We start from the raw sequence: 12,192 nt of genomic DNA, 5'->3' as shown, positions 1-12,192 counted from the left end.
GAGTTTGTACGAAAAAAATAAGAGAGAGTTATGCAACACGTTGATATTGGAATAGTGGGTGGCGGAATTGTTGGCTTAACGCTAGCCGCTGCGCTAAAAGAAAGTTCGCTGTCTGTTGCGATAATTGATAAGCACCCTTTATCAACAGCCCTAGGCGAGAAGCCTACCGCTCGAGTCAGTGCTATTAATCAGGCCAATATTGCTGCCTTGCAGTCGTTAGACGCATGGCAACACCTGCAAAAAGATCGCGCCAATGCCTACGTGGCCATGCATGTGTGGGATAAAGACAGCTTTGGCGATATCCATTTTAGCTGCGAAGAAATGGGCAGCGATGCCCTGGGCGTTATTGTTGAAAACCAGGCGTTAATTAATGCGCTGGCTCAGAGTGTGGAAAGTCAGGCTAACGTTCAGGTGTTTGAATCTGGCATAGAGCGGGTGCTATCAGGGCCAAATCAAAATATGGTGATGTTTGACAATAACGACGCCCTTAGCTGCCGACTGCTCATTGGCGCAGATGGTGCTAACTCCTTTGTTCGTCAGCAGGCAGGTTTTCCAATCACCTTTAAAGACTACGAACATACGGCCATTGTTGCCAATATCAAAACGGCGCTGCCCCATGAAAACGTTGCAAGACAAGCGTTTACTCCAACAGGGCCTCTTGCGCTATTGCCTATGGCAGAACCCAACGTCTGTTCTATCGTGTGGTCACAAACACCTGACGCTGCTGCTAAGCTTACCGCAATGAGCGACAGTGACTTCTGCAATGCCCTCACCGCCGCAAGTAACAGCATTCTTGGCATAACCGCTCTAGAAACTCAGCGTTCAGCATTTCCATTAACCATGCGCTACGCCAGAGAATGGGCTAAAGACGGCATCGCGTTAGTGGGAGATGCCGCTCACACCATTCATCCTCTTGCTGGACAAGGCGCAAACTTAGGAATGCAGGACGCGCTAGCACTGGCTGAATTATTGATACAGCTGTCGAACGAGGGCAGCGATATTGGGTTACACAAAAACCTACGACCTTACGAGCGCAGTCGTAAAACTGAAGCGATGAAGATGATTGCAGCCATGGACGGTTTTAAGTTGCTATTTGACGGTGACGACCCGCTTAAAAAGCTTATCCGCGGCGTGGGCTTAGCGGCAACTGATAAAGTGGGGGCGATTAAGCAGGCCTTCGTCAGTCATGCGATGGGGTTATAAACCGCCTTGTGCATTTTAAAAAAGCGGTAATAAGAACGTAGTTTAAAGAAACCATTTAAAAAATAATAATATAAACGACAGGTGAATTTCATGGATAAACGACATTTTTTAAAGTTTGCAGGCGCTGGGCTCGCACTCTCACCGGCACTTTCGGTGGCGGCAAGTGCCTCTTCCAGTGCTGAGGGCAGCGGCACTGCTTCTATGCCATCGCTATCATCACTAAAACCGCTCACTGAAAACGCAAAGCCCATTAACCTAACAGAAAGAAAAGCAAGAATAGAAAACGCACAGTCTTTGATGAAAGCACAAGGCATAGCGGCCATTCTAATAGAGCCGGGCGCAGCAATGGACTACTTTTCTGGTATTCAGTGGTGGCGCAGCGAACGACTAACGGCGCTTATTATTCCTCAAAAAGGGGATATTGCTGTTGTTACCCCGTTTTTTGAAAAGCCGAGCGTATTGGAGTCTCTTAAAGTAGGCGATGACGTTCGCGTATGGCAAGAGCACGAAAGCCCCTTTGACGTTGTTGCTGACATTCTAAAATCAAGAGGCGTTACCAGCGGCAAGTTAGGTGTAGAAAATAGCGTTCGCTACTTTGTTGTGAACGGTGTGAGTAATGCCATGCCTAATATGGATATTGTGCCTGCAGAGCCCATTACCCGTGGCTGCAGAATGTATAAAACGGCCGCCGAGTTAACGCTGATGCACAAGGCAAATGAAGTTACTCTTGCAGCATACGACGTTGTGTTTAAGCACCTTCAGCTAGGTATGACCCAAGCTGAAGTGAAGGCCTTAATGCACAAAGCACAGCAACAGCTAGGTGGCAGCAATACGTGGTGTCTTGCCTTATTTAATGACGCCAGTGCGTATCCGCACGGAACCAATGCAAAGCAGGTTATTCAGCAAGGTTCAGTAGTGTTGCTTGATAGCGGATGCAGTGTGCATGGGTATCAAAGCGATATCAGCCGTACTCTTGTGTTCGGTAAGCCATCACAAAAAGTGACAGACGTATGGAATACTGTGCGAGAGGGTCAAAATGTCGCGTTTGATGCAGCCAAAGTGGGCACACCTGCCGGTAAGGTAGATGACGCCGTGCGCGCTTATTACGTAACTCAAGGTTACGACAAAGACTATGCACTACCTGGGCTCAGTCATCGCACAGGACATGGCATTGGCATGGAAGGTCACGAAAGCGTGAACTTTGTGCGCGGTGAAACAGCACCGCTTAAAAAGGGTATGTGTTTTTCTAACGAGCCAGGCTTATACATTCCTGGTGAGTTTGGCGTGCGATTAGAAGACTGTTTGTATATGACAGACAAAGGCCCACGATACTTTACTGAGCCACCTGCATCGCTAGAAGAGCCGCTAGGTCGCCTAGTACCTCGTGCCTCGTGATTTTCAAATAAGCATGGTTAATTTAACTTATGTTGTAAAAGGGCGCGCATTGCTTATGCGCGCTTATTCAAGACCTTCAAAGCACACTCTCAAAAACGACCTCAAAAACCACCTTCAAAGGCCACCTTCAAAGACCACTTTCACCCGTTAGTTATTTTTAAGTCGTGTAGTAAAAAACTCCGCTAAGGTCTTACTAATAACAGGGTGCTGGGTATCTTGGTTGAACAAGCAAATATTCACCTTGCCCAATTTCGGTAGGTGAGGGTGTTTAAGCAAAGTCAGGTTGGCAGGTAGGCTTGATTTTGCCAACGCGGTAACGCCCAAGCCCTGCTGAATAGCCGCAGTTATGCCCCCTAAATCGGCGTTGGTATACGTGATTTTCCAAGCAAAGGTTTGCTGCTTGAGTTGCTCTATTACCCGGCTTCTATACATACAACCATCTGGGGCCAGTACAAGGGGAATGGTGCTACCCACCAGAGGATGTGCACTATCTCCTACCCACACCACATCATCTTCTAACACCACTTCGCCTTCGGTGTCTTCATCGGGGTTAACCAAGGCCAAAATAAGGTCAAAATGATCGCGCTGGCTAGGGTGCAGCAAGTCTCGGCTGAGCGATGAAGTGACTTCTAATGATACATCGGGGTAGCGCTTTGAAAATTCGCCAATTAACCCTGGCAAAAGGGTAGAGGCAAACTCATTGGGAATGCCCAATCGAAGGCGGCCGCTAAGCGGGGCAGGGGTTAAACTTCGAAATATGCTGTCGTTGAGTTCAAGTAACTCTTTAGCTTTTGCGTAAAGCCAATTGCCATCTGCACTTGGCACATGTCGTTGGCCTAGCTTGATAAACAGCTTGCGGTCTAGCTGAGATTCCAGCTTCTTAATTTGCAAGCTGATAGCTGGCTGAGAACGACCAAGAAAGTCGCCGGCTTTAGCGTACCCACCAAGCTCAATAACACTCACAAATGTACGCAAGTTATCTAACGAAAGCTGTTTCATTATATAAGTATTTCTAATTACCTACCCGCTCAACATTATATTTGTAAATGTTAATATTGAAAACCGCTATTACTCAATCAATAAGTTCTCGTATTCGGTTTTTGCATTTTGAGCAGCATATCTTTCACCATTTGCTGTGGGTTAATCGTCGCTGCTACTTTATTACGTGCACTATCGTGCTTAAGTGGGGAAAAGCGTTTCATGCCAGCAAAGATGCAATACCAAGAGGGGCGTAAATACACTAAATTGGCATCTACTTCGTTTAATGCGTCTTCAAAATTTGCGCCGCTGTCCCACTCTTTTAGCAAGTAGGCAAGGGTATCTGGCACCTTCATTTCGTTTCTACACGCCACCCAATAAGGAGTGTCGGTGCGTGTATTAAGATAATAATGTGCAGCAATGTAATCTCTAATGCCATCAAACATGCGGTTCATTTCATTATTGTATATGGCGTGTTTACGGGTATCTGGTATTGGCTGCTGCCAGCAGTCGATAAAGTGATGAAGCGCGTATTGCACTAACATCAAAGCGGTAGCTTCTAACGGCTCAATAAAGCCTTGAGACAGACCAACACTTAAACAGTTTCCTGCCCAATGGGTATTTAAACGGCCTACCTCCATCTTCAAATGACGGGCAGGGCTGCCAGACGCGCTATTGTTAGGAGTATTTTCTGCACCTAATACGCTTCTAAGCTCTTGTTCTGCTTGCACCGATGTACAAAAGCGAGAGCTATACACGTAGCCATTGCCCGTGCGAGCGGTAAGGGGAATATTCCACTGCCAGCCATATTTTAGGGCTATTGAACGTGTTTGATATTTTATGGTGTCACTGCGTTTAGTGGGTATGGCTACAGCAGCATCGTTAAAAAGAGTATCGGCATAAGATGTAACCGGCCTATTCAGTGCTTTTTTACCTAAAATGCCGCGAAAGCCAGAGCAGTCGATAAATAAATCAGCGTGCAGCACACCGTGTGAATCTGTTTGGATCGCTTCGATGTTATTACCATGAGCGTGTACATCGACTACATTGCCTACTTTGTGAACAACCCCTTTGCTAGTGGCATAGCGCTTTAAAAATTCCCCCAACAAGCCAGCATCAAAATGATAGGCATAGTCAACATTGGCACTATCTACTATGGTGTTGGGCGCTATGTTCTGTTTTACCATTTCAGCGGCGGTAAAATAATGCGACTCAGAAATATTACCAAGCTGTCCATGCCGCCGTTTGTTCACTGCATTAAAGTAATGCTCGGCAGTAGGCACATCAAGTGCGGAGAAAAAAGGATGAAAATACGAGGTCGCACTAGATGCGCAGGAGTCATCGCTTTTATTCCACGTTTCAAAGTTAATGCCCATTTTGTAAGTCGCATTACAGGCCTCCATCCAAGTGCTTTCTTCTACCCCTAAATAGGCAAAGAAATGTCGTAAATAGGGGGTAGAACCTTCACCCACGCCTACTGTGGGAATTGAGGATGACTCCAGCAGCGTCAAACTGCAAGATGACACAGAGTGGTGCCCTTTTTGTTCATGCTGCTTTTGTGACGTGGAAGAGAGAGAACCAGATAACTCGGAGGCCCTTGCAAGATAACAGGCTGTCATCCAGCCTGCGCTGCCTCCACCAACAATGACAATGTTATTGGGCAATGCTTTCATAGCGAAACCTTAGTGGAGGATCTCACCACTAATTGCGGAATAAAGGTTTGGGTTAAATTATCGAAATGTGATTTTGTCTTTTTAGCCCGTAAATATTGGATAAGCGACGAGGTTGCCGATTGGGCAATTTCATTTGTGGGCTGAGACGCGGTTGTTAGCGGCGGAAAAGTTTGTCGGGAGAATGGGCTATCCTCAAACCCCGCAATGGCTAAATCTTTGGGTACATCAACCCCTTTCATTCTTGCGCCAAACAGAGTTCCCGCGGCTATTTCATCGTTACAGGCAAATACTGCGGTGGGGCGTGCCTGCATAGACAGCAAAACATCAGCACTTTTTACCCCGGTTTCAAATGAATAGGTGCCTTCTATAACTAAAGACTCATCAAACGGTATTGAGGCTTTTTTTAATGCGGCTTTGTAGCCATTTAAGCGCTCGGTGGTCGATTTGTGGATGACTTCACCAGCGATAAACGCGATATGTTTGTGGCCCTGGGCAATTAAATGCTCGGTAATGTGAAAGGCGGCCTTGAAATCGTTTACCAACACGTAGGGCAGGGTAGAACTAAATTCGCTATCGCCAGACAAAATACGCACGTAGCTAATGTTTTTCTCATTAAGATGGTGCAGTACATCGGGCATTTCAGACAAGGGAGGGGAAAGGACTAGCCCAGCAAGCTGAGCAGAATCCACCATATCCACTAATTCTTGTGCAATATTCTCAGAGCTAGCATCGCAGGGATGAATAAGAAGCTCGAAGTTATTCTTGCGACAAACATCTAAAATACCTTTTTGCATATCAATGATGTAGTACGCATTGGGGTTGTCGTAAACGTAGCCGAGTACCGAGGTCGCGTTACTCGCAAGGTCCCGCGCGGCCTTATTTGGCGTGTACTTTAGCTCGGCAATTGCCTGTTCTACCCGTTGCAATGTGTCGGGCTTAACCGTGCCTTCTTTATTAACTACACGAGACACCGTTTTAATAGAGACACCGGCCAACTCAGCGACACTTTTAATTGTTGCAGCCAATTTTCACCTCACCAAAAAATTGCTTTAAATTTCAACAAATAAGTTCCATTTATTACTAATTTGTTAAATTTTTAATTGCGCGTTCACATCTAGTCATGTAACTTAACACCTAATGACAGCGTTGTCATCTTTAAATATATGCAGAAAACAGCGCCTGTCATTTTATTATTATAATAAATGACAGCGTTGTCATTTTGGCTGAGAGAAGGTTAAAACCATGTACAAAAATCAACAAAGCAAACTCACGAGAAGCATTCGCCTCGCCATTACAATGGGCGCATTAACCGGTATGACAATGCCGGTTGCATTAGCTCAGCAGCAAGACGACCAACAGCAAGCTAAAAAGAATCAAACTGAAGTAATAGAAGTGACGGGTATTCGCGGCAGCCAAAAAGCAAACATCAACGCCAAGCGTTTTTCAAACGCGATTGTCGATGCAATAACAGCCGAAGACATTGGCAAGTTTCCCGATAAAAACGTGGCAGAAACCCTAGCACGTGTGCCAGGTATTACTATCGACAGAGATTTTGGTGAAGGTCAGGGCGTTACAATTCGTGGTGTACAGCCTGATCAAAACTTGACCTTAGTGAATGGTCAAGCAGTAGGGACAGGGCAGTGGTTTGTACTATCCGATGCCACTCGTAATTTTAACTTTGAAATTCTAGCTTCTGAAATGATTGCAGGGCTTGAAGTATACAAGTCGTCTCAAGCCGATATTGATGAGGGGGCATTAGGCGGAACGGTAATACTTAAAACTCGAAAGCCATTTGACCTAGACGCGAACTCTGGTCAATTATCTATCGAAGGGCAATACGGTGATATTGCCGATGCGTTAGACCCATCAGTGTCGGGCTTATACAGCTGGAAAAATGAAGAAGAAACGTTTGGTATCTTGTTTTCAGGCTCATACCAAGAACGTACCGTAGAGCGTGAAACCAACGAAGACTTTGGTTGGTTTGGGCCTAGCATTGCGCGTATCGACCCCCTTATAGAAGCCCCAAGCGGAGCGCAGGAAAAAGGCGCACTGCCGTGGGGAATGGGGTCTGCCTTATTTAAACAAAACCGCGAACGCGTTGGTTTTGATGTAACCGCTCAATGGGCACCAACCGATAACTTCGATATGTCGGTGCACTATCTATCTTCCACCCTTAAAGCAGACAACGTTAACTCAAACCTTATCGGTATTCCATTTCGCGGTATTGCCTACATGGGAACCGATACAAACGAGGGGACGGTTAGCGACGGCGTTGTAGAGTCGCTTAATGTCACTGGCTTACCGCAGCGTCCAGCGTGGGCTCGATTTATCGCTTATGATAATATTTTCCGCGACGGTTCAGAAATGTCTACTGAAATTATCGATATTGAAGGTAACTACCTTACCGACAACGGCGTGCTGCACTTCCAAATTGGTACCACGACGGGTGAGGGTGAAAACCGCGATTTCTTCACTGAGTTCTGGGCAGATGCTAACGACCCTCGTGCTGCGTTCGACTTTTATAATCCAGGCGGTGATTCGCCTTACATCGACTTCACAACAGCAAGTCCGTGGCTAGCTAACCCAACTGACGAAATGTGGCTGGGCGGTATATTCGATCAATTCAATAGCACAGAAGATACTGAAAACTACGTACAGTTTGATTACGAGCACTCGGTAGATTGGGGCGCGATCACCGAAGTGAAAACTGGTGTAAAACGCCGTGATAGAAGTTTTTCACAGTCGCGTTACAGAACTGATTTGGCCAATTTAGCGCCAGTAGGCGAGGGAAGTTTAGGGCCTGCGTCAGACTTTTGGACTGGCGATATGCTTAACGTTTCTCACAGCGAGACCAATGCGGTATCAGCAAGCTATTTCTTCCCAGATAAAGACAGCATGTACAACGCGTTCTATAACGTTGCTGAATGTAGTGGTGATGCAACAACGTTGTGCCGCACTACCGACCGATTCTTGCCTGAAGCTTCTTTTGATGTAGAAGAAGACATTACTGCACTTTACGTAATGGCTAAATTTAGCGGTGAAGGCTTTAGAGGTAACATGGGTTTACGCTATGTTGAGACCGACTCAACGTCTAATGGCTTCGACTTAAATTCTGGTGAAGCGGTTTCGTTTGACGGCGGATACAACGAATGGCTGCCAAGCATTAACCTATCTTACGATTTAGCGGATGACGTATTAGTAAGAATGGCGGCATCACGAGTGCTAACCCGCCCGGCGCCGTTCCAACTCGCTCCAGCGGTTAACCTAACACCTGAAACTAGCTCAGGTTCTGCCGGTAACCCACAGTTAGATCCGCTAACAGCCAATCAGTTTGAAGTAGGTGCCGAGTGGTACTTTAGCGAGTCGTCAATTGCAGCAATTACGGTATTTAAGAAAGATATTAATGACTTTATCTTTACTAAAACCGTGTCTCGCGAAATTGATGGCCAGCAGATTAATCAGCTAAGAACGCCTGAAAATGGTGGCTCTACCAGCATTGACGGTGTTGAAGTACAAGTGCAGCACGTGTTTGAAAATGGGTTTGGTGGCTATGCTAACTACACTTACACCGACGTAGCAGATGCACAGGTTGACGAAGCTGTGCCAGTGACTGATGCCGACGGCAACATAACGGGGGCCACGTTAGCCTCGCGCACAGTGAGCTTTCCAAATACGTCTAAAGACTCGTTTAACGTAGGGGTGTTCTACGAAACTGACTTGTACAGTGCACGTCTGAACTACAACTATCGCTCACAGTACTTTATTGCTCAAGCCGAAATTGGCGATCAATTCCGAGACGAGCAATCGCAGCTTGATGCGCAGTTTAGCTGGAACATAACCGAAACCATTACGCTTAAAGCTGAAGCCCTAAACTTAACCAATGAGATTTGGGAGAACTATTATGTTCGCTCAAGTGATGGCAAGCGACTGGGTGGAACGCAAAGTGCTAATGGACGTCGTTTCTTTGTTGGCGCTAGCATGAGGTTTTGATAGCTCAAGGTTCTAATAGGTCAAGAGTTCAGTGTGCGCTGTGCAGTATGTTATGCCCACCGCACACGAGAACTTTTGGGAAATAGAGCTCTAGCGAACTAGAACACTAGCTTATTAGAACTTTAGCGAGCTTGTACTTTTTGAATTAGTACTTTACCGAACAAAACATTAAGAAGAGTTCGATACAAATGAGGGGCAGGGCATCTGTCTTGCCCCAACAGTTTTTCCCTGCAATTGTCGATGTAGCGGTTTATAAAACAGCTTGAGAACGCAGGTGCAAAGAGCGGCTTGAAAGAGCAAACGAAACAACAAGGAATTACATAGTGAAACGTGTCTTAGGTTTATCATTGTTGCTATTGGCAAGTTATACACTTAATGCCAACGCAGCAGTAAAGATGGGGAAGGCAAATCCTGCCCCTAAATCCGAACCCGAACAAGCTGCGTTAAATGCGTTGGGAGAGCATCTTGAAGTAAGTTACAACGTGCTGAGCAATCTCGACGATACATTTTGTAAATCTTATATTCAAAAAGGTGATTGTTTCTCGTCGCGCATCCAGTTACGTGCTAAAGCGCAGACCATTGCAGCAACCACCTCACTTTATTTTAGCCATATCGCACCAATTCGAGGTTTCTCCTCCACAAGCGATATCGCGATTGAACACTTAAATGGCGACCTCCATCGGTTAACATTTAATAAAGCTGTACCTCCAAATACGTCTGTTAGCGTTGATGTTGCTGCCCCGTTTTGGCATGCATCTCGTTCAGACGCTATGGCGAATTACTACCTTACATTAGGGGAGCTATCTCCTGTCGTTGTTGCGGCTACCACTCGAGTAAAAGAGCCAGGCAGTGGGCTGCTTATCAACCAGCACACGGGGGCTTGGCTAAATGAAGAGCAATACAAGCGAGCCACCATCGATAATATGCCGCTTATGGATAGCGAGTATGCGTATGAGAAGCTGCAAAGCGAAGCGTTATTGGCAAGCGCTTACTCAGAAAAAGTTAACACACCACCTAATGTGTCGCAGCGCGTTATTCCAAATGTATTGGTACAAGATAATACGGGCAACGCCATAACCACACCAGGTATTCAATTTTCTGATAAGGATGCTGAACTGCTGGCGCCTGCTCGTGCACAAATGGCATTTTTTGGTCTACAACAGCATGCAGAGGGCTTGATGGTGTCGGTGTTAATTAATGGCCAATCTGGGCTTCGCACTGCCGAACAAGCAAAATACGCAGATAACGGCTATGAGTTGGTCGTAAGCGAAACCGGCATTGAGATAACCGCAGATAACACCATTGCTGCAAACTACGCCCTGCTCACACTAATGCAGCTTTATAATCACCGTGATAACGAATTTCCAGCCACTTATATTAAAGACTCACCGCGATATGATTTTCGAGGCATGCATATGGACGTGGCGCGCCATTTTCCCGGTAAGCAAGCAGTAAAAAATGTTATCACGCAAATGTTCACCTACAAGTTGAATACTCTGCACTTGCACCTTAGCGATGATGAGGGCTGGCGTATTGAAATAGAATCGCTGCCTGAACTAACCAATATTGGTGCATACCGCTGTCACGATTTGTCAGAAACACAATGTCTGCTGCCGCAGTTAGGAAGTGGTCCGCACAGAAGTGCCGTTGGAAATGGTTACCTCTCTAAAGAGGATTACATTGAGTTAGTGCGTTATGCCCATCAGCGCGGCATCGAAATTATTCCCTCTCTTGATATGCCGGGGCATGCCAGAGCTGCCATTGTGTCAATGAACGCGCGATATCATCGTTTAATGAAAGACGGTAAAAAAGAAGCCGCAGCACAATATCTCTTGGTAGATAAAGACGACACCACCCGCTACGAAAGCGTTCAGTTTTATACCGACAACACGGTAAACCCGTGTTTAGACAGCACGTTTACGTTTATCGATACGGTAATGCGAGAGATTAAGGCGCTACATATAGCAGCAGATGTGCCTCTTAAACGCTTCCATATTGGTGCGGATGAAACGGCAGGCGCATGGACACAATCACCGGTATGTCAGGCCAATGGAGTAAATACAGACACTATACTGCCTGCGTTTGTCACCCGAGTGCAGCAACTAGCCACAAAGGCAGGGCTAGAAATAGGGGGCTGGAGTGATGGCATGGAAAAAGCCGCCTCTACCCTAGATAACGAAAGCGCATACACTAATGTGTGGCATCTTTTAGCGGCTGGTGGAAACGATACCGTTGCCCACTTTGCCAATGAAGACATTCCGGTAGTGCTGTCATTTCCAGATGTGCTGTATTTTGATTTTCCCTACGCCAGTCATCCCCATGAGCCTGGCTACTATTGGGGTTCAAAGGCGACATCGAGTGAAAAGATCTTTTCTTTTATGCCTGAAAATTTGCCGCAACACAGCAGTATTTGGCAAAACAGAATGGGCAACGATTATGAAACATCCGACAACAATAATACCGCGTCGGTAATAGGTATTCAGGGACAGCTTTGGAGCGAAGTCACTGTTAATCAAGACGCAGTGGAATACATGCTGTTTCCGCGACTGCTGGCGTTAGCCGAGCGAGCCTGGCATCAAAGTGCCTGGCAGCAAAGCAAGTTGCAGCAAAGCGAACGCCCTCAGAGCAGCGTGCTTAACACCGACAACGCTAATGAAAAAGACACCCAGCGCCACAAAGCTTGGATAAATTTTCGAAACGCGCTTTACACGCAGCATATTCCAGCACTGGTTAAGCAAGGCATTAACCTGCGGGTACCTACGCCTGCTGCAGCAATTAAAGAGCAACACCTTGTAATGAAACAGCTTCCTGGTTTAGTCAATGAGTACAGTATCGACGGGCAAACATGGCGGGAATTTACTCAGCCGTTTCCTCTTCCTGTTAACAGCAGCGTGCACGTGCGCACAAAAGTGGCAGGCACACAATCGTATAGCCGAGCTTTAGTGTTGTGAGT

General features: G+C 46.4%; 7 protein-coding genes. 4 read left to right on the top strand and 3 right to left on the bottom strand.

Annotation, left to right across the window (positions count from 1 at the left end):
- The first annotated feature begins 30 nt into the window (after window positions 1-30).
- Complete coding sequence (locus tag JV36_RS0115715; protein ID WP_032097512.1) at window positions 31-1,203, top strand: FAD-dependent monooxygenase; 1,173 nt, start codon at window positions 31-33, stop codon at window positions 1,201-1,203.
- A gap of 90 nt (window positions 1,204-1,293) precedes the next feature.
- The gene (locus tag JV36_RS0115710; protein WP_032097513.1) at window positions 1,294-2,598 is read left to right on the top strand and encodes a M24 family metallopeptidase; all 1,305 of its coding nucleotides are present in this window, start codon (window positions 1,294-1,296) and stop codon (window positions 2,596-2,598) included.
- A gap of 147 nt (window positions 2,599-2,745) precedes the next feature.
- Here the strand turns inward: JV36_RS0115710 and JV36_RS0115705 are convergent, their stop codons facing one another.
- The 3 genes from JV36_RS0115705 to JV36_RS0115695 form a co-directional block, all read right to left on the bottom strand.
- Window positions 2,746-3,597, bottom strand: a complete 852-nt coding sequence (locus JV36_RS0115705; RefSeq protein ID WP_032097514.1) for a LysR family transcriptional regulator — start codon at window positions 3,595-3,597, stop codon at window positions 2,746-2,748.
- A 77-nt stretch (window positions 3,598-3,674) separates the two neighbouring features.
- Complete coding sequence (locus tag JV36_RS0115700; RefSeq protein WP_032097515.1) at window positions 3,675-5,249, bottom strand: tryptophan halogenase family protein; 1,575 nt, start codon at window positions 5,247-5,249, stop codon at window positions 3,675-3,677.
- Entirely contained in the window at window positions 5,246-6,274 is a 1,029-nt protein-coding gene (locus JV36_RS0115695; protein ID WP_032097516.1) for a LacI family DNA-binding transcriptional regulator, read from the bottom strand. The genes JV36_RS0115700 and JV36_RS0115695 overlap by 4 nt, the downstream gene beginning before the upstream one ends.
- Window positions 6,275-6,491: 217 nt before the next feature.
- Between JV36_RS0115695 and JV36_RS0115690 the strand changes: the two genes are divergently transcribed.
- Both JV36_RS0115690 and JV36_RS0115685 read left to right on the top strand, forming a co-directional pair.
- Window positions 6,492-9,239 (top strand): TonB-dependent receptor, encoded by a 2,748-nt coding sequence (locus JV36_RS0115690; RefSeq protein ID WP_032097517.1) that lies wholly within the window; start codon window positions 6,492-6,494, stop codon window positions 9,237-9,239.
- A 323-nt stretch (window positions 9,240-9,562) separates the two neighbouring features.
- Window positions 9,563-12,190, top strand: a complete 2,628-nt coding sequence (locus tag JV36_RS0115685) for a family 20 glycosylhydrolase (protein ID WP_235207866.1) — start codon at window positions 9,563-9,565, stop codon at window positions 12,188-12,190.
- Window positions 12,191-12,192 lie beyond the last annotated feature (2 nt).

This window comes from Alteromonas sp. LOR (assembly GCF_000753865.1).
Lineage (GTDB): Bacteria > Pseudomonadota > Gammaproteobacteria > Enterobacterales > Alteromonadaceae > Alteromonas.
Note: the sequence above shows the minus strand (reverse complement) of the source record. Positions and strands in the feature narration are given on the sequence as shown.

Coding starts and splice junctions, on each gene's coding strand:
- JV36_RS0115715 (WP_032097512.1), top strand. CDS start 31: ATGCAACACGTTGATATTGGAATAGTGGGTGGCGGAATTGTTGGCTTA.
- JV36_RS0115690 (WP_032097517.1), top strand. CDS start 6,492: ATGTACAAAAATCAACAAAGCAAACTCACGAGAAGCATTCGCCTCGCC.
- JV36_RS0115705 (WP_032097514.1), bottom strand. CDS start 3,597: ATGAAACAGCTTTCGTTAGATAACTTGCGTACATTTGTGAGTGTTATT.
- JV36_RS0115710 (WP_032097513.1), top strand. CDS start 1,294: ATGGATAAACGACATTTTTTAAAGTTTGCAGGCGCTGGGCTCGCACTC.
- JV36_RS0115700 (WP_032097515.1), bottom strand. CDS start 5,249: ATGAAAGCATTGCCCAATAACATTGTCATTGTTGGTGGAGGCAGCGCA.